This is a genomic window from Paenibacillus sp. AN1007 (assembly GCF_040702995.1).
Classification (GTDB): Bacteria; Bacillota; Bacilli; order Paenibacillales; family Paenibacillaceae; genus Paenibacillus.
This window is the reverse complement of sequence record NZ_CP159992.1, coordinates 3,257,088-3,275,499: the sequence shown is the minus strand read 5'-3', so window position 1 is coordinate 3,275,499 and position 18,412 is coordinate 3,257,088. Positions and strand designations below refer to the sequence as shown.

26 protein-coding genes are annotated in these 18,412 nt (G+C 35.7%); 25 read left to right on the top strand and 1 reads right to left on the bottom strand.

Going from position 1 to position 18,412, the window contains the following annotated elements; all coding sequences use genetic code 11:
* Positions 1–1,004 precede the first annotated feature (1,004 nt).
* The 10 genes from ABXS70_RS14430 to ABXS70_RS14385 all read left to right on the top strand — a co-directional run bounded on the left by ABXS70_RS14430 (position 1,005) and on the right by ABXS70_RS14385 (position 7,194).
* A complete protein-coding gene (locus ABXS70_RS14430; protein ID WP_154886303.1) occupies positions 1,005–1,562 on the top strand; it encodes a shikimate kinase in 558 nt (185 codons plus the stop codon).
* A gap of 302 nt (positions 1,563–1,864) precedes the next feature.
* Positions 1,865–1,957 carry a putative holin-like toxin gene (locus ABXS70_RS14425; protein ID WP_007431380.1) on the top strand — a complete coding sequence of 31 codons (93 nt, stop codon included), beginning with the start codon at positions 1,865–1,867 and terminating at the stop codon, positions 1,955–1,957.
* A 405-nt stretch (positions 1,958–2,362) separates the two neighbouring features.
* Positions 2,363–2,605, top strand: coding sequence for a hypothetical protein (locus ABXS70_RS14420; protein WP_342554821.1), 243 nt, complete (start codon positions 2,363–2,365; stop codon positions 2,603–2,605).
* Complete coding sequence (locus ABXS70_RS14415) at positions 2,606–2,983, top strand: retropepsin-like aspartic protease (protein ID WP_342554822.1); 378 nt, start codon at positions 2,606–2,608, stop codon at positions 2,981–2,983. It abuts the gene before it with no gap.
* A 178-nt stretch (positions 2,984–3,161) separates the two neighbouring features.
* Entirely contained in the window at positions 3,162–3,749 is a 588-nt protein-coding gene (locus tag ABXS70_RS14410) for a YdcF family protein (RefSeq protein ID WP_366296454.1), read from the top strand.
* A 328-nt stretch (positions 3,750–4,077) separates the two neighbouring features.
* Positions 4,078–4,617, top strand: a complete 540-nt coding sequence (locus ABXS70_RS14405) for a hypothetical protein (RefSeq protein WP_366296452.1) — start codon at positions 4,078–4,080, stop codon at positions 4,615–4,617.
* Positions 4,618–4,858: 241 nt separating this feature from the next.
* On the top strand, positions 4,859–5,131 hold the full coding sequence (locus ABXS70_RS14400; protein WP_366296450.1) for a hypothetical protein: 273 nt from the start codon (positions 4,859–4,861) through the stop codon (positions 5,129–5,131).
* Between the two features lie 3 nt (positions 5,132–5,134).
* Positions 5,135–5,305, top strand: coding sequence for a hypothetical protein (locus ABXS70_RS14395; RefSeq protein ID WP_366296448.1), 171 nt, complete (start codon positions 5,135–5,137; stop codon positions 5,303–5,305).
* 194 nt (positions 5,306–5,499) lie between these two features.
* Entirely contained in the window at positions 5,500–6,504 is a 1,005-nt protein-coding gene (locus ABXS70_RS14390; protein ID WP_366296446.1) for a phosphotransferase, read from the top strand.
* Between the two features lie 183 nt (positions 6,505–6,687).
* On the top strand, positions 6,688–7,194 hold the full coding sequence (locus ABXS70_RS14385; RefSeq protein ID WP_366296444.1) for a DinB family protein: 507 nt from the start codon (positions 6,688–6,690) through the stop codon (positions 7,192–7,194).
* Between the two features lie 255 nt (positions 7,195–7,449).
* Here ABXS70_RS14385 and ABXS70_RS14380 read toward each other — a convergent pair whose 3' ends face one another.
* Positions 7,450–8,010 (bottom strand): hypothetical protein, encoded by a 561-nt coding sequence (locus ABXS70_RS14380; protein ID WP_342555590.1) that lies wholly within the window; start codon positions 8,008–8,010, stop codon positions 7,450–7,452.
* Between the two features lie 489 nt (positions 8,011–8,499).
* Here ABXS70_RS14380 and ABXS70_RS14375 point away from each other — a divergent pair, with 489 nt between their 5' ends.
* The 15 genes from ABXS70_RS14375 to ABXS70_RS14305 all read left to right on the top strand — a co-directional run bounded on the left by ABXS70_RS14375 (position 8,500) and on the right by ABXS70_RS14305 (position 18,328).
* Positions 8,500–8,976 carry a GNAT family N-acetyltransferase gene (locus tag ABXS70_RS14375; RefSeq protein WP_366296442.1) on the top strand — a complete coding sequence of 159 codons (477 nt, stop codon included), beginning with the start codon at positions 8,500–8,502 and terminating at the stop codon, positions 8,974–8,976.
* A gap of 59 nt (positions 8,977–9,035) precedes the next feature.
* The gene (locus tag ABXS70_RS14370; protein ID WP_366296441.1) at positions 9,036–9,536 is read left to right on the top strand and encodes a 2,4'-dihydroxyacetophenone dioxygenase family protein; all 501 of its coding nucleotides are present in this window, start codon (positions 9,036–9,038) and stop codon (positions 9,534–9,536) included.
* A 130-nt stretch (positions 9,537–9,666) separates the two neighbouring features.
* On the top strand, positions 9,667–10,278 hold the full coding sequence (locus ABXS70_RS14365) for a Type 1 glutamine amidotransferase-like domain-containing protein (protein ID WP_366296440.1): 612 nt from the start codon (positions 9,667–9,669) through the stop codon (positions 10,276–10,278).
* A 63-nt stretch (positions 10,279–10,341) separates the two neighbouring features.
* Positions 10,342–10,746, top strand: a complete 405-nt coding sequence (locus ABXS70_RS14360; protein ID WP_366296438.1) for a DUF4259 domain-containing protein — start codon at positions 10,342–10,344, stop codon at positions 10,744–10,746.
* 37 nt (positions 10,747–10,783) lie between these two features.
* Positions 10,784–10,927: an NUDIX domain-containing protein gene (locus tag ABXS70_RS14355; protein WP_366296656.1), complete on the top strand. Its 144-nt coding sequence runs from the start codon at positions 10,784–10,786 to the stop codon at positions 10,925–10,927.
* Positions 10,920–11,450, top strand: coding sequence for a hypothetical protein (locus tag ABXS70_RS14350; protein WP_366296436.1), 531 nt, complete (start codon positions 10,920–10,922; stop codon positions 11,448–11,450). Before ABXS70_RS14355 ends, ABXS70_RS14350 begins: the two co-directional genes overlap by 8 nt.
* Positions 11,451–11,490: 40 nt before the next feature.
* The gene (locus ABXS70_RS14345) at positions 11,491–11,931 is read left to right on the top strand and encodes a hypothetical protein (RefSeq protein ID WP_366296434.1); all 441 of its coding nucleotides are present in this window, start codon (positions 11,491–11,493) and stop codon (positions 11,929–11,931) included.
* A gap of 97 nt (positions 11,932–12,028) precedes the next feature.
* A complete protein-coding gene (locus ABXS70_RS14340; protein WP_342555596.1) occupies positions 12,029–13,072 on the top strand; it encodes an aminoglycoside phosphotransferase family protein in 1,044 nt (347 codons plus the stop codon).
* Positions 13,047–13,502, top strand: coding sequence for a hypothetical protein (locus ABXS70_RS14335; RefSeq protein ID WP_342555597.1), 456 nt, complete (start codon positions 13,047–13,049; stop codon positions 13,500–13,502). Before ABXS70_RS14340 ends, ABXS70_RS14335 begins: the two co-directional genes overlap by 26 nt.
* 33 nt (positions 13,503–13,535) lie before the next feature.
* Positions 13,536–14,237, top strand: coding sequence for a chloramphenicol acetyltransferase (locus tag ABXS70_RS14330; RefSeq protein ID WP_366296432.1), 702 nt, complete (start codon positions 13,536–13,538; stop codon positions 14,235–14,237).
* The gene (locus ABXS70_RS14325; protein WP_342555599.1) at positions 14,213–14,911 is read left to right on the top strand and encodes a response regulator transcription factor; all 699 of its coding nucleotides are present in this window, start codon (positions 14,213–14,215) and stop codon (positions 14,909–14,911) included. Before ABXS70_RS14330 ends, ABXS70_RS14325 begins: the two co-directional genes overlap by 25 nt.
* Before the next feature lie 2 nt (positions 14,912–14,913).
* Entirely contained in the window at positions 14,914–15,837 is a 924-nt protein-coding gene (locus tag ABXS70_RS14320) for a HAMP domain-containing sensor histidine kinase (RefSeq protein WP_342555600.1), read from the top strand.
* A gap of 98 nt (positions 15,838–15,935) precedes the next feature.
* Complete coding sequence (locus ABXS70_RS14315; protein WP_342555601.1) at positions 15,936–16,859, top strand: ATP-binding cassette domain-containing protein; 924 nt, start codon at positions 15,936–15,938, stop codon at positions 16,857–16,859.
* A complete protein-coding gene (locus ABXS70_RS14310) occupies positions 16,846–17,589 on the top strand; it encodes an ABC transporter permease (RefSeq protein WP_342555602.1) in 744 nt (247 codons plus the stop codon). Before ABXS70_RS14315 ends, ABXS70_RS14310 begins: the two co-directional genes overlap by 14 nt.
* A 10-nt stretch (positions 17,590–17,599) precedes the next feature.
* A complete protein-coding gene (locus ABXS70_RS14305) occupies positions 17,600–18,328 on the top strand; it encodes an ABC transporter permease (protein ID WP_366296429.1) in 729 nt (242 codons plus the stop codon).
* Positions 18,329–18,412 lie beyond the last annotated feature (84 nt).

Genomic DNA, 18,412 nt, shown 5'->3' with positions numbered 1-18,412 from the left:
CAATATATTCACGCTGCGGACATTCGTCCTGGGTCCGGCATTCGCCGGACACTCGACATACATCGAGTCGTGAATACAGGAACGTTATCCGAAACTGCTGAAAACTACAAAAATAAATAATCAAGGGGAAAATAAAAAAAATCTATGAAGCCTAACTATTTGTCAACCGCAGCGTCTAGAAGAATATTATGAGCACAAATATACAAGGTTATTTTATTTAGCATGTTACATAGTTGATATTTTATAAAAAAACAAGTGATCTATAATTTAGGAAAAGAACATTTGGTTGAAGAACTTGAAATGACATTAAGAGAATTGAGAGAGGTGATGATATGAGGAAAATGGCAATTGGTATTCTAATAGTCTGTTTATATTGTTTTCCTTTTGTTTATTTTTCGATGCACCAAGATTTTATTAATCATTCAATGATTGGTTACTTAATTATGATTGTAGGGACGACACTTCTTGCTTTCTTCGGTAAACTTTTTAGTAATTCCATATTTTTTATTATTGGTAACATAATATCTTTAATAGTTTCGTTTTATTTCATTAGCGATATGACAAGCAATGAACAGTGGAGTGTCTATTTTAAGCCACTAACACCGTATCAATTATTAATCTTTGTTAGTATTTTGAATTTGATTCCTCAGTTATTTGCTATGAAGTTTGCTAAAAAAAAGATTAAAGATTAATTTCTTGCGAAGAGTAACTTTTTTGAATAGAAGTAACTGTTCTCAAGAAGTATCAATAGTATTCATTAGCATAGCTTAATAACAAGAACTTATGAAAGAAGACATTAATAAAAGAGTGAAAACTGGAAGAAACAAGAACATGATTTGTAAGCTAATCAAAGAAGTCAGCAGCATCGGATAACATAATATTCACGCTGCGGACATTCGTCCTTGGTCCGGCATTCGCCGGACACATCCAACTACGTTGGACGTCGTGAATACGGGAATGTTATAAGACATTGGCGCAAGATATTAAGAACCGGGGTGATACCTATGAAGTTCATATTGATATTTGGCCCACAGGCCGTTGGAAAGATGACGGTTGGTCATGAATTAACGAAAATAACGGAATTGAAATTGTTTCACAATCACATGTCGATCGAGCTATTTCATCCCTTTTTTGGTTTTGGTAGTGAAACTTGGAGGTTATCAAGTATCGTAAGAAGAGAGCTTTTTGAATCGTTCGCAAGCAGCAACCAGTATGGACTTATTTTTACTTACCTTTGGGGGTTTGATCTTCAGAAGGACTGGGAATTCGTCAAGCAAACATGTAACTTGTTTGAATCGAAAGGGGCAGAAATTTATTTTGTTGAATTAGAGTCAGATATAGAAGAACGATTAAAACGAAATAAAACGGCGTTTAGACTTGATCAAAAACCAACAAAAAGAAATATTGAATATTCTGAAATGGACTTAATCAAAACGATGGAAGAACATCGACTCAATTCTAAAGAGGGAGAAATTACTAGAGAGAACTATTTGAGAATCAATAATACAAATTTAAGTGCAGATGAAGTCGCAAGATTAATTAAAGATGAATTTAATTTATAGTACGTGTGAGTAATTCAAGAAGGCGCCAACATCTTATAACATAATATTCACGCTGCGGGCATACGCCCTTGGCCCGGCATTCGCCGGCCACCCGACATGTGTCGGGTCGTGAATACGGGAACGTTATATGATAGAAATGATAGAAATGATAGAAATGATAGAAATGATAGGCTGAAAATAGAATAAAGGAATAATACAAAAAAGTAGATAAGAACACTTGTACGGAGATGTAAACACAGGTAAAATATAGATACAATTGAATCTTGGGTGGGTATGGTTTCCCTTCGAAAGGAGGTGAAACCATGGAAGTGAAAGATGCGATGACTCTAATGCTATTATTCGGTACATTCATTCTTGCACTTTTGACGTATATCAATAACAACAAGAGAAAGTAAAAACCCACCCCAAGGTTGACCGCCGAAGGTGGGTTTTTATCCTGACTTGACTTAAGAAGGGATAGACCATCCAAGCCAATTGTATTGACCAAGTGTTGACCGCACTTGGTCTTTCTTTAAAGATATGATAACACATGAGAAAAGATGAATCAAAGCTAAAATAATAATTGAAGTGAGTGAAGACATGTTGGTAAGCAATCTCGAAGAAGCATTTCCATCATATAACAATATATTCAAGCGGCGGCTCCGTTGGACCCTTGGTCTACAGGAGGTATTTCAAAGAGGTATATCAGCAGACAATCCCCTTGGGGTTCATGAATACAGAAACGTTAAATGAAATTCCAATGAGAGTTATAGATCTATGAAATGGTATAATGTAACCATCAAAACAGAGGAGGGACAAAGATGAAATGGCAAGAAGTTCAGCAGATTTTTCCGAATCAGTTCGTAAAATTTGAAGTTCTTCATTCAGAAGAAACTGACAATCAAGAGGTCATTGATGATGTAGCCGTAATTGGTCCGATCAGTGATGAAGAAGCGACTCGCGAATTATTGAATAGCCGAGATAAAACATTGGTTTATCATACTTCCAAAGATCAAGTCGTAGTGAAGGTAAGGAGAAATATAGGGTTAAGGAGAAGTCTTTAAATGAATATTGAATATCGAGAAGGACTGTTATTTACGGAAATAACAGTCCATTTTAATAAGCAAAAGAAAGTCATATCGAACATCGTGATCGATACAGGGGCTAGTCACAGCTTAATTTCACAAGATGAAGTAGACGAGATTGGGATACAAGTGAGTATGGACGACGAAATCATAACCAGCTACGGGATTGGAGGTAAAGAGCATGCCTTTAGTAAGAAAATTGAGGGTATACAAGTGGGAGATTTTATTTTAGAAGATGTATACATCGACTTTACTTCATTTAAATATCACAACATTAACGGACTTTTGGGACTTGATGTACTGACTAAAGGAGAATTTAACATTGATTTAAAGGCGTTTAAATTACTTCGTTCATAAGAGATGAAGAAGATAAGAAGTTGAGTGATTCGATGAAGACTGGAACATCACTTAACAATATATTCACGCTGCGGACGTTCGTCCTTGGTCCGGCATTCGCCGGACACTCGACATGCGTTGAGTCGTGAATACAGGAGCGTTATGCGAAAGTTATGCAAATTATACCAAGGAGGAGTATATGTATTTATCTCAATTAAACTTAGAAGATTTAGAACACTCAACTATAAATAAGATTATCTTTGAGAACCTTGATGACGATGGACAAATAGGTGATATCATTTTGGTTTTTGGAAGTATAACAGCACCTAAATACAGAGTGCCAAAAGCAGTAGAACTATTAAATGATAGTAGAGCGAAAAAAATTGTTATGTCAGGGGGGCAGTCTGACCCACCAGAAGCACTAATTATGAAAAAAGCTGCAATAAGTCTAGGGGCTAGTGAATCGGATATCTTACTTGAAACAAAATCAACAAACACAGCAGAAAATATTATATACACAAAAGATCTGTTAGAAGAATACTATGGGTTGAAAAATATAAAAAGAATTTTATTAGTTACTAATTATTTTCACTTAAGACGTTGTTTGTTATCGATGAAAACCTTTATGCCTGAATGGATTGAGTATAGCTTATGTGGAGTTTTAGATACCAATACACGTCCTGACAATTGGTGGACAAATGAAAAAGGAAAGACACGTGTAATGAATGAAATTTATAGATTAGTTAAATACACAAAATCGAAAGAGATTATTGATTGTTTGATCTAGAGGGCATATCCTTCGCCTAACATCATATCCACGCTTCGGAACCTTACGTTTCCTCGGTCTGTCCGAAGGGGAGTAGCAGGGGAGTCGAATCAGGCGGACACATATGCACCGACTATCCGCATCGCGGGCGCCCCAGGCGGGGCTTAAGTCGGTGGGACGTCGTGGATACAGGAACGTTAGGCGAAAATCTAATAGTTAAATACAATAACGTTTTGAAAATGAACAAGCTTCTTTAGGGGAGTTTACTTTTAAAGATTATTTTTGAGACGGATTGTAATATGAAGTGTGACACCTACTGGAAATAAATACACATTAGGATGTGGATTCAATGAAGGATATTCTCTCAATATCAATTGTATTGGTATTAGTGGCTTTGTTTTGGATTTTTTTATTACTTCTCAGATCGAAACAAACGAAAAAAATAACAAGTTATAAGGATTTACCTGGAACTGAACTTGTTAGATATTGTTCTAAGGAAGTCATTATTGATGCACACACTGTTCATTTAAAGCCTAGTGGCACTGAAGTTTCCAACTATACTAACGGTAAAAAACCTACGTTATGGTTTTTTGTTGGAGAACCGACATTATGGAATTTATCTAAAAATGCAATAACATCAAAAGAGATTAAAGTAACGATCCCTGTTTCAAGTTTAGAAATTACTAAATTAACATATAGAACCCAAGATTTAGTGGTTGGCTACACCAATGAGTATATAGGATCTGCTCGAATTGAATATTTGAAACCTCATAAAAATTCTAAAAGATTAAGTATATTCAAGATAATTAACAGTCCTATTTTCATTTACTCAGCTGCCACAGTATCTGTAGGTTTGCCTATGTATTATTTGTTTAGTCATTTATTATAATTTAATTTTATTGAATGGACATTGGAATTTTGGAAGATATTCAAAGAAGCATTAGATCTTCGCCTAACATAATATTCAAGCTCGGCTCCGATGGAGCCTCGGTCTGCGGGGTGGATTTCGAAGAGGGATTTCAGCAGACAACCCCTTTGGAGTTCGTGAATACAGGAACGTTATACGAAATTCATGCAGGGTATTTTAAAAACTAAGAAGACAATATTTGAGTTGGGGGCGGGACGTAGCTATGACGAGATTCACATTAGATACTGCAATGGAGTACGCTGCAAATGATGATTTAGAAACATGGATTCATCTTTTTTTTAACGGCGAAGGAAACAATGTTGGATTATCAGAAGGACTAAAAATGAAAAGACGATTTTGGTTAGGGCCAATTGAAATTGATATTAGTTATTTAAATAGAGCACTTGGTCCTGAATTAAATATGGAATATGTAGAAGATGAAGATTGGTGGAATTATAACATTAATCAAATCTCTAAACGTATAGAAAGTGGATAGGATATGCCCCCATTAATTGCTGAAAATAGAGAAGGCTCTTTAAGTGTGAGGGATGGTAATCATCGACTTGGCGCTCTTCAAAAGTTAAATAAAGAAAAGTGTCATGTAATTATTTGGGATGATAGAAGTGTGGGAAATATATTAAAAGTTATAGAAAAGAAATCTAACAAGTAGTATTTGTAAGCTATTCACGAAGGCATGAACATCGGATAACAATATATTCGCCCCTCGGTCAGGCAGAGGTTTTTCGAAGAAGAGGAAGCAGCTGGACACATCCATTTCCCTAAGATAAGAGCTATCTAAGGGGAATGGATGTCGCGAATATCAGAACGTTAAACGATATTTGACAAAGAGAGTAGGAAACTATATTGGAACATTTACTCAAAGAGCTGATTACATATTATTTTAATGAGGCAGTTGAAAAAATTGAATCAGTGCCATTCGGTCTTACTAATTACTCTCAAGTATTAACCGTTAACAATAAGAAATATGTTGCAAGAATATATGACAACCACTCAAAAAATCTAGAGAAATTAAAATTCGAAATTGAATTAACGACATTCCTTGAACAACATATTAATCTTTCATTTAAGCTTCCTGGATTTTTAATTGCCAAGACAGGAGGGAGGTTTGTGCAGCTATCAAATGGTCAATTAGGTTCAGTTATGCGTTTTATTGAAGGAGAAGTTCCTGACCTAACACGGGTATCAGATGTTAAGGAATATGGAAAAACCGTTGGTGAACTGTCGGTTGCATTTAAGAAATTTAAAAGTGACTTATTAATGGAGGAATTTAAGTTTTATAAAATATACAATCTTCATCAATTATCTAACGAAAGATCCGTAAGCCGTTTTTTTGATCAGCCACCTTTTGAGATTGAAAGTAATCAATTATCTATATTACTACATTCATTACAAGCTGTTCAAAGAAATGAATCTATTGTAGACGATTTACCAAAGCAGATTGTTCATCATGATATATTAATTTTTAATTTGCTTATTGATAACCAAACAAGGAAGATGAGTGGGGTATTAGATTTTGACTTTGCTTCATATGATGTTCGTGCATTAGAATTAGCTATTTGTATGAACCATCTTCTTCAATTTGATGATGGTTCACTTTCAAATCTAGAATTATTTTTGGATGAGTATTCTCAACATATGACATTAACAGATGAAGAAATTAAATGGATTCCCTTTTTGATGCAGATGTACTATGTATCATTGCTATGTATTTACATAGGTCAATATTATTCAGGACGGGAGATAGAAGAATATTTTCGATTCATACTTCATCAATTGGTTATTAGAAAGCAATGGATAGAACAGAATGAATATGAATTTATTGAAACGTTAAGATCAAGGCTTAATTGATTTTGGATTGTAACTAAAAGAAGTGTCATACATCGTATAACAACATGTTCCAGCTTCGCGGCTGTCAGCTCGGTCTGCCAGAGGCATTTCAAGGAAGCGGATTCAGGCAGACACATAAACGTCAGGAAAACAACAACGTTATAAGAAATATCCGCAAAAAACTTATTTAAGGCTGGTGAAACAATGATGCAGGATATTCTAAAAAGACTAGAACAGACACGAAATGAGTTAACTCAGATCATTGAACAAGTACCGGTTCATTTATTTAATCTTCCGGAGAGAGAAGGAGCATGGAGTATAGGTCAAGTTTGTCAGCATTTAGTTATGACTGAATTATTATTTACAAAGGCTATAAAACAAGGTTTGGCTGCGGATGATCTGAACGCTCCTTCAAGACGAATTGATTTACTAGCTAATGAGAAAAGGAAGTTTGAATCACCTGATTTTGCTAAACCTCAGAAGGATGAAGTATTAACATACGAGATCATGAATAAGAAATTGACCGAAACAAGAAGAAGTTTGTTGAACGTAATTGAAGGAGAAGAAGACCTTACTATATTTAATAGGAAGGCCGCAAAGCATCCGTTCTTTGAAGAATTATCATTAAAACAATGGATTGAACTACTTTATATACATGAAGCGAGACATATAAGTCAAATACTGCGAATTAAAAGATTACTTGAAAGCTGAACCAGGAAAGGCGGATACATCAATAACAGTCTTCAGGCTGCGGGCATGCGCCCTTGATCCGGCAGGTTGCCGGACACCCAGCATATGCTGGGTCGTGAATACAAGAACGTTATGAGAAATTCGATGTAAATGGCTAAGAAAAAACTGACCAATCAGTTGATAAGACTCTTCGGATTTTTATAAATCATTAAAACAAAGGAATGAGGCAGATAGGCCGCCAATTCTGTCAACTTGTAAAGCAATATGATCATGTTTTTATATCCAGTTGGAATTATTTTTACTCTTCTTCTTAAATAATTTATAACAGAGTGTTAATACCCATTCAATTATATGATAAAAAACTGATATAGACAGGGCAGACCAGAAATCGGCAATATAAATGCTGACAAAACTTGAAGCCAAAATGTAAATAATGACGCTATCAGCCAATATCGTAATAGCGTTACGAGTATAGATTGAAACTTGTTTCTTCATACCGTAATTTAGTAGGGTTACGATGATTGGATGAACCAAGGTTTCGAACAAGATGAACCCGGTAATGATGAGAATGGAAAAAACAGTGATATCCCCAAAATTCTCAAAATGCAGGAAATTGCTTATCTCCCCAATGCTATAAAAAAAAAGATTGTATACCATTGTGAAAACGGCCACAGGGATAATAATTAGTGCAGCAAGTACGGGAATAAGCCATATCTTAACTATAATGGGAGGTGCTTTTTCCTGATCTTTACGGCTAATGTAATTAATTATCAGGTTTAAGGCAAGTAAAAGGAGTACTATTAGTATACATATTGTAATCCAATGTGAAGTGTTCATGATTACTCCTGTTATTTTTTTATATTATATTTTTAATCACCTTTTAAACCAAAATATTCCTTACCTTAAAAGAAGTAAAGTATATTTTAAGATTAGATATTAATCACGCTTTTGCTTTAAGTATAATCTGATCAGTTTAGGTCAAGTTTTACAGCCCAGCTAACCAAACAACGTATTTGCAATTTCGTATGCTTCATATGTGGAATTCCAATAGTAATAAGTCCTGATGCGATTATATTTTCCTGTCAATTTGTAATGGACTCCAAGAAATTAGCTCTGAATTGTGATAAAAACACTATAGAGAAACAATAAATATATACAAAAATTTAGATATGGAAACATGGATATCAGGCCATAATATTGTATTAAAAAAGGATGTAATTGAAAAAATAGAAAAACAACTAGAATTATTAGTAGAGTGGTTCGAGCAGTAGGTTACATCCGTTAATATAGTATCATGCAGATCAGAATTAGAGCGGGGGATATAAAATGAATGTTGCTATCGTTCAAGTCAATCAAAAGTATAGAGAAGTGTTAGATAATCTTATGCAATTATATATTTATGATTTTTCTGAATTTCTTGACTTTGATGTAGAAGAGAACGGGAAGTATCGACCTTACCCTTTAGATGATTATTTTAAAGAAGGAAACCAGCAATTTGCTTATTTGATTAAACGAGAAGAAAAGTATGTAGGCTTTGTTTTAGTTCGCTTCATAGAAGAACTTGAACTTCCACATTATTCAATTTCAGAATTTTTCATATTAAAGAAGTACAGACGAGAAGGACTGGGGAAGTCAGCAGCAATCGATGTATTCAACCGACATCAAGGACCGTGGGAAGTGCACCAAATTGAGAGTAATCAAGGAGCACAAATATTTTGGAAAAGAGTAATTAATGAATATACGAAAGGTCAATTTGAAGAGCGGATCGAAAAAGGAAGAAAAATACAAACGTTTGTCAGTTAATTCAAGAAGACGTCTGAAATAACGCAAACCTACTTAAACGTAAAAGAGGAGATTTTTATATGAATCAATTGATTAATGATGCTGTTATAAAATTAGCAGAAAGCATGCAGTTACCTGAAAGAGTATTTGATATTGAAGATTTACCGTGGGTACCCTTTGATGAAGGCGAAGCGAATTGTCATTTTAAACCGCTAAGGTTTGATTTATCAACGGGCAGCTGGACATACCTGTTTAAGATAAAAAGTAATAAAGTGCTGACTCGGCATCGTCATACCGGCGGTTCCGTTATTGGTTACAATATACAAGGACAATGGAGTTATGAAGGGCGTAACTGGATTGCGAAACCTGGAACTTTTATATTTGAACCACCGGGAGATATTCATACGTTGATAACACAAGATGAAGAGGTCATTACCCTATTCATATTGGGAGGAACACTTCAATATTTCGATAATAATGATTCCGTGATTGGTCAGGATGATATCTATACTGTATTGAAGAAGTATAGGGATTACTGCCATGAGATGGGAATAGAAGTACGTGAAGATCTTATTTATTGAGTATCTATACTCCCAATGGTCGCTTAAGTCGGTGGGACACATTTAGACACAGTAACAATAGCGGAAATCAGGAAATGGTTAATAAAATGATAAAGATTAGATAAATCATCATTAAAGGACGGGGATCTCAATGAGCAGCGTGCTGCTAACCTCTTGTGGGTTTATTACTGAACATATTAAAAATCAATTTCTGAATTTAATGGATAGAGATACTTCCCAATTAAAGGTCTCTATCATTACAACAGGATCCCTTATGAAAGAAAATAATAGATATGCACAAAGGGCAGTGCAGGATTTCAGGGGCATGGGGTTTCAGCATATTAATTTTGTAGATATAGAATTTGATGACCCGCAAGTTCTCATACATAGAGATGTTATATATATTAATGGTGGAAATCCATTTACATTGCTGTATTACGCTAAGAAAAGTGGTGCTGATAAAATAATTAAAGCACTGGCCGCACAAAATGTAATTATAGTCGGAGTAAGTGCGGGAGCGTTATTACTGGGGCCAAATATTAACATTGTCAATTTCTTTACGCCAGAGATGAATACAATGAATTTAACGGATTTTGGGGCATTAGGTGTAACCGACAAGCTTATCTTTCCTCACTATGATCGAGAGGACATATTTAAAGATAGGAGTAATAAAACCATTGAAGAGAGAATAATAGAATTTGAATACAATGAGAACTGTAAGGTGACAAGGCTTAAAGATGAAGAATGCATCTCAATCTTTTAATGAATCAGGAAAAATGAAAGTCGTAAGTTTATGGTTTGTTATTAAAACTAGGAGGTTAAGTTGATGGGAGCATGGGGAACTGGAATTTTCGAGAACGATGATGTATTAGATTGGAAGGCAGATTTACTTGATTCTGATGGCATTGATTTGATTGAAGAGACGATTGAAGAAGTATTAGAAGAAGAATATATTGAGTCTGATCTAGCTTCCAATGCTCTGGGCGCGATTGAGATCCTTGCGGCACTACAAGGTAATCCCGGGAAAGAGATATTGAATAATCAAAGCAGTACAGAAGATCTATATGATTGGATCGATAAACATAAAGGTAAAGGAAAAAAACTCATTACAAAAGCTAAACGAGCAGTTAAGAAAATTAGGAAAGATTCAGAACTAAAAGAGTTATGGGAAGAATCGGAAGAATATCCGAACTGGTTAAATACAATAAATGATTTAAAAACTCGATTGTGAGTTCGGGTATTCGCTCTTCGGTCAAGATGAAGTATTTCTGGAAAGTAAGGAGTGGGAAATTCCTGGCGGAATGATCGATGAAGGGGAGTCCTGCAGAGAATGTGCTGTAAGAGAGTTGTTTGAAGAAACGAACCAAAAGGCCGAGAGGATCTGTACTGAAAGGAAGCTAAAGCATGGTTGATGGAGATCGAAGAGATGAATTTGAAACTGCCAAACAATATCAAGAAGTCTTTATTTCAACGAAAAGTGACTGGGACCGAGGGAAGCGTGACTTAGATACATGTTTGAATTTAGGTTTTTTATCTTGGTATTTGAGTGTCGAATCCGGAAATCCCTTCATTACTCAGGGGCTTAACGAGAACGATTATGAAATGATTGAATCGACATTAAAAGAAGTGTCAGAGGAAGGGATACGTAAATTCTCGAGGAATACGAAGTTTTTATTGATTTTCGGTTATATGATCACATTGTTTCCTCATCATTTTGGAGACTACGAGCATTGGGAAAGCGTTGGGAAAAACATGCTGTCTAAAGCATACGAGTTGGAACCAAGTGATCCAATAATTGAGATGATTTTTCTTGCGGACAACATGAGAAGTGAAGGATATGAGGATGCTTGTTTAAGAGCTAAAGAATGTATTCAAGACAGATTTAATTCTAAAAGATTAATGGATAAGTATTTTCAAGATGTATTTGATAGATGATTCCAGGGTAAGGATACAAGATCTAACAAAGGAGAATGAAATGATACAATTACTAGAAGAACCAAGAGGAGTAACATATCAACAATTAATATCTTTGGCTTTTAGCATTTGTGATGAGTTTATATTAGTTAAAAGAGATCAAATTGAATTAAGTGGGAAAGGAGAGGAGTTTCTTAAAGAAATAAAACCATACATAAAAGAAATTAAAAAACAGGATCATTGGCCAGGGACACAGTTGTTTGGGCTCAATGCAGATGTTTATTATTTGGACTGTAAGGATGAACTGCAAGAAATCTTGTTAACCAGAGCAGATCGATTGTATGCTTGGATGCAGCCTGAATTGTTGGAAGATTTGTGTTTTTATAAGAATGGAGAAGAATGGTTAATAACAACTGCACATGAAGAAATGGGTTCCATTAATACAAAGGAATCTCAGGACATTTTGAAGCTTAGAGAAGTTGAAGATATAATGATGTACTAGAATTATTAAAGAGCCACCAGATGGTGAATTCGTAATACAGAAACGAACATGCTGTGAAATTAGAAAAACAAAATTCATGTAGGAAAGGACTCCTAAAATGAATGATTCTTATCATTTACAGTTTGAAAAATTGTGTGAGAAATTAGGGCTTGGTGAATTGACGACAACTCCGAAACCGATATCAGGCGGGCTTTTACATAGGGTCTTTGCAATCAAGACCACTACAGGGAGATACGCAGTTAAAGCTTTAAACCCAAAAATTATGGCAAGACCTGCTGCACTGAACAATTATATAGAAGCAGAACGAGTCGTAAGTATTTTATCTAAGCGTATATCAGCTCAACCGGCTAATGTATACGGAGATACATTTTTGCAGGAGATTGATCATCAATTTTATATGGTATTTGATTGGATTGAAGGGAGAAGTTTAAAGCCTTTCGAAATTACAGATGTACACTGCAGGAAGGTCGGTTTTATCCTTGCTGAGATTCATCAAACAAAGTTTGCACAGGTCGATAGCATTCGGAGAACTCGGAACGACGAAAATCAAATTCCTTGGAAGTTCTATTTACACAAAGGGATAGCAGAGGGGGCTGTTTGGGCAAACCACTTATCCAATCGCATCGAACAGCTGTCATTCTGGACCGAACAAATCAACCGATCAGTTATGCTGTTGGAGGATGAACAAGTATTCAGCCATCGCGATCTGGAACCTAAGAATGTCATGTGGGTCCAAGATAACCCCATTGTGATTGACTGGGAGTCAGCTGGAGAGATCAATCCCAAACATGATTTGATTGAAACGGCCATTTATTGGTCGATCGATGAATCGGGTAAAGTAAACAAATGCAAGTTCGACGCTTTCTTAAGCGGATATCAGCAGCTATACGGGGATCTGGAAGCAGATTGGAAAACGGTCTTGGTACTTGGGTATTCAAGCAAACTGAACTGGTTGGAATACAGCCTTAAGCGTTCACTGTGGATTGAATGTACAGATGCAATTGAACAAGAGATGGGAACCGTACAAGTGATGCACACCCTTAATGCACTTGAAGAATATCAAAACATGACTATTATGCTGGAAAGCTGGTTGCATGATAAGAATGAAGACAAACATGGCGATGAGAAATTTATTGAATAAGTCTATTCAGTCGAATGAACCAATGGATTTCAATTTGTTTAATCCCGAATTTTATGAATGGGACCGCTGCATCTTGGTGGATGCCTCAAGTTTAAAAAATACAAGTTCAATCGATGAGACTGGTTATCAGGATCGCACGGATTTAGAGGCTTCGATTAATCATTATCATATCGACAGTTTGGAAACCGGATTAAAGCTCATCTCGAATTGGGAGGAGTGTTTAAGATTTACATATCCTAAGCGAGAATTTATTTTGATTTTAAGTTCTACAACAGATGGTGAAAATGTCGTACTGAGATTCTATCAATATAGAAATGATGAACCCGAATGGATTCAATTAAATGATCTTGAAAGGTACAAAGAAGAAGCTATTTTGATCGTTGAGATCTTTCATGAGTTCAGAAAGGTGAGGAAAGGACGAAGCACGTGATAATTCAACAACTTTTTCATTAAAGGAGATAAAATGTCTATAATTTGTTTAGAAGGAGCAAGTGCAGTAGGTAAATCAAGTACTTCGATGTGGATGCAGGAGAGATTAAATGCTTATATCATTCAAGAAGTAAATAAATTATTTGAACAGGCTGAAGGAACCGCCAGTACTTGGTATTTGGAAAAACAGGTTGAGCGGACGATGATTGCAAAAACAAAGCATAATAATCATAAAATCACAATTTTGGATGGAGACCCATTTCAACCTCTCTGGTACAACTGGTGCTATGATTTCGAAGGATGGGATTCATTGAAGTCAATCGATGAGTTTTATCGAGCAATGATCATTGAAGGACAAATTCAATTTCCAGATCGATATTTTTACCTGTATACGACTGAAGAAGAGCTGCGTAAACGCAAGGAGAACGACAAAAGTAGTAAACGAAATAATTTTGAAAGACATTTGCATTTTATTAAGCCTCAAAGAGCTTATTTTAAATATATGAATCAGTTAGAACCATCATTAGTAACGTTCATTCATGCAGAGTCACGAAGTAATAATATTGAAATCATAGTAAAGAGTTTGGAGGAGAAAAAGTCCAAAGCAATATCAGACCTGGAGCTTTATGACAGATTAGTTGAATGGGTCAGAAATAATAAGGCCGCTGAAATTAACAACACGTTGATTGAAAAAAGGGGTGGAGAAACCTCATGTCAAATAAAATACTCATCATAGATGATGATGTGGAGTTGTGCTCACTAGTAAAAAAATGTGTTTCCCAAGTTAACCTGGAAGCCGATACAGCATATAATGGGCAATCAGGTTTAATTCAAATCATGAATAAAAACGACTCATATTCACTTATTATTTTAGATGTGATGTTACCGCAGATGGATGGTTTTCAAGTATTATCTGAGATAAGAAAGTATAGCCATATCCCCGTACTTATGCTGACGGCTAAAGGAAGTGAGCCGGATAAAGTCACAGGCCTTGGTCTTGGAGCAGACGACTACTTAACAAAACCTTTCAGTATCAATGAACTTATTGCTAGAGTGCAATCTCTGATTCGAAGATATACCACTTTTAATTCCGGGAATGCTGTAAGCGTTCTTGTACTTAAAGGCATGGTTATCGATAAAGAAACAAGAACTGTTCAGGTCGAGGACAGACTAATTGATTTAACAGGAAAGGAATTTGATTTATTAGTATTTCTGGCTTCGAATAAGGGGCGTGTGTTTACGAAGAAACAAATCTATACACAAGTTTGGAACGATGATTATTCATTTGATGATAACAATATTATGTCCTTTATAAGTAAGTTAAGAAAGAAAATAGAACCGAGTTCAGAACAGCCATTTTATATTTTAACGGTACATGGGGTAGGTTATCGTTTTAATAAGGAGGCCTGATTATGGAATGGGTCTATATTCTACTTGTGACGTTGGCTTTCTCTGTTATGATCATTACTTATTTGATCACGAAACAGAATAAGGTTTCTAAACAAATTTCAATCATTGAGGACTGTTTAGAGGATATAAAAAAGGGGAATTGGAATCGCCGTATTTTGGTGGATGAAGATGATATCACTAAAAGCATATGTTATTCCATAAATGATATCGCCATGAAAAGTCAAACTCAACTTATACAGTTAAAGCAATCCGAGCAGGCTTATAAACGACTTATGACGAGTTTATCGCATGATGTAAGAACACCTTTAACTTCTTTAGTTGGTTATTTAGAAGCAGTTCAAAAGAAATTTGTTGTAGGCAAAGAAAAAGAAGAATATCTTGAAATTGCTTTAAATAAAGCACATCATTTGAAGAGCTTTGTTGAAGTTTTATTTGATTGGGTTAAACTTGACGCAAAAGAGCAGGTGTTTAAACTCGAACAACAGGATATAAACGAATGTACTCGTGATATATTAGCCAATTGGATACCAACATTTGAGGAAAAGCATTTAGAGTATAAAATTGATATTTCCGAAAAAGAATGCTTTATTCGATTAGATTCTAATGCCTATATAAGAATTATTAATAATTTAATTCAAAATGTTATTGCACACAGTGAAGGAACGAGAATCGATCTACAAATAAGTGAAAATGAACAAAACGTGATGGTTCAGGTAAGTGATAATGGAAAAGGGATTTGTCCGAATGACCTACCCCATATATTCGATAGACTTTATCAAAGTGATGAATCACGTTCAACGAACGGAAATGGTTTAGGACTTGCAATTGCTCGAGAACTTGTTCAACTGCATAAAGGAACAATCCATGCTGAAAAATCAGTTTCTGGTGGTGCAGCATTTATAGTGAAACTTTCGAAAGCTCTTTAATTTATAAGAGCTTTTTTTCAATTGCAAGAAATAAACAAGATTTCGGCAAGGTTCTGGCAAGATTTGTTTGATAACCTTTATATAAAGGAGGTATTTATATGACAACGTATATAATAGAAACGAAACAACTGACTAAAAACTATAGAGATCAGAAAGCTGTAAATAGTGTAAATATCCATGTGGAAAAAGGACGTATTTACGGTTTGCTCGGCCGCAATGGAGCCGGAAAAACGACGATTATGAAAATGATTTTAGGGTTAACATCTACTTCTTCTGGTGAGATAAATGTATTTGGTGAGCCCATTAAAGGTAGAGAAAAGAAGGTATATCCCAGAATTGGAGCGATTATCGAAACACCCGGATTCTATCCAAACTTAACTGGAACAGAAAATTTAACTATTTTTTCCAAACTGCGTGGTACGGCTGCGCCTAACGCTGTGCAGAATGCATTGGAAGTTGTAGGTTTACCGTTTAAGGATAAGAAGCTGTTCTGTGAGTATTCTCTCGGTATGAAACAGCGTCTGGGCATTGCTAATGCAATTCTGCATGACCCAGAACTTCTCATTTTAGATGAACCTACAAACGGTCTGGACCCTATAGGGATATCAGAAGTTAGGGAGTTCATTAAAAAGCTTAGTGTTGAACGTGGGAAAACCATACTTATTTCCAGCCATATTCTGTCTGAGATTTCTCTGCTTGCGGATGACATTGGAATAATCGACAATGGGATTCTGCTCGAAGAAAGTAGTATGCAGGAACTCAAGCAAAGAAATGGCAAGTACATTTTACTTCAAGTATCTGATGCTGCTAAGGCAAGTGTGATCCTGGAACGTCAATTCGATCTGAAAAATTATTCTGTGAAAGACGATCATACGCTGCAAATCTTTAATCATTCTCTGGATATGGGGTCAATGAATAAGGCACTAATATTGGGAGATGTATCGGTTATTAGTTCTCAGCTTTGTAATGATACGTTAGAGGACTATTTTAAGAAAATTACGGGAGGAGATGGCATTGCTTAAACTTCTCCAGATTGAATTTCTGAAGTTGCGGCGCAGAACATTTGTATGGATGATGATGTTTTCAGCGCTTATCATGCCGTTTCTGGCCTACTTATTATTTAAATATGCATGGGATACTGGTGGCGATCCTGTACAGTTTTATAAATGGTCGGCGTTCGGATTTACACTTTTTATTATTTTACCTGTTGTTTTAGGGATATTAAGCACGATGCTTATGTACAATGAAAATCAATACGACATGCTTAAACAACTCTGGATTGTACCCGTTAGCAAAATGAGCTATTTCTTCAGTAAATTTTTAGTGGTTTTGATTTATTCCGTTTGCTTCATGATCGTTACAGCAATAGGTTCCGTTATCTTTAGTATACTTCTCGGAGACATCGCATTTGATTGGCAACACGTATTATTTTTGATAAGAAAGTGTTTGGAGATTGGTGTTATTACCGCTTTTGCTATGCTTCCGATTCTGGCTATTGCTGCAGCGCAAAACGGATATATTCTTCCAGTTGCTGTAACACTAGTTTATGCTTTTCTTGGTTCAATTATCGTGTCAATCAATACGTATATACACCCGTTATCCAGCATGGCAGTAATCGTTGCTCGAAATGGAGATATTCCAGGACTGAACAATACGCAGGTAGTCAACATACCTATGGCGATTTTTAGCATTTTGGTCTGGGGGATTGCTTCTGTACTCCTGGCAAACGCTGTATTAGCAAGAAGAAAGTGAGGTATTAAGAATGGGAACACTACTTTGGGCGGAGCGCCAAAAGATCCGCCGACTAAGTTTTGTCTGGATCGCCATTTTCGCAACGATTATGGTTACCGTTATTGTTTTTTTATCCGGATTACAAGAAAATAACGGTACTCGAGATATAGATACTGCAGATTGGTATATGGCTGTGGCTCAACCACTGGCAACATTTTTCGTTCTTCCTGCGGTTATAGCTCTTCTAGGAAGTTATATGATTTGTCGTGAAGATCAGGAGCGTACAATCGATTCACTTCGACTAGTCCCCGTGAACGAAGCGAAGTTGACGACTGCAAAAATGATCATAACTCTTGTTTATAGTGTTCTTTTTTACTTGTTCCTCTTTGTTCTAACATTTTTAATCGAAGCAGCTTTACATTTTTCTGATCTATCGCTGGGGATGATTATAAATTATTTGAAAGCTTATTTTCTGGATGGAGTATGTATATTTATTGCAATTTCCCCTATTATCGCTCTGGTATCCTATATGAAAAAAGGGTATTGGATTGCATTAGTTATCACTGAATTTTATTCTTTTATTGGATTATTTGCTAGTACATCAAATACTCTAAAAGCTTTATATCCTATTACAGCTGTATTTACGATATCTGGCTATTATGACGCATCAACAACGCAGGTCATACTTAGCTGCATTAGTTTACTATTTTGCGCAGGGCTGGCTGCAGCGGTACTTGCTGGTATGAACAAATACAAATGAAACGAAATTCACGATATCTGAACTGAACACTGATGTACTAAGAATGCATATTGTTAGTGAATTCTAACATAGGGTCAGTTCAGG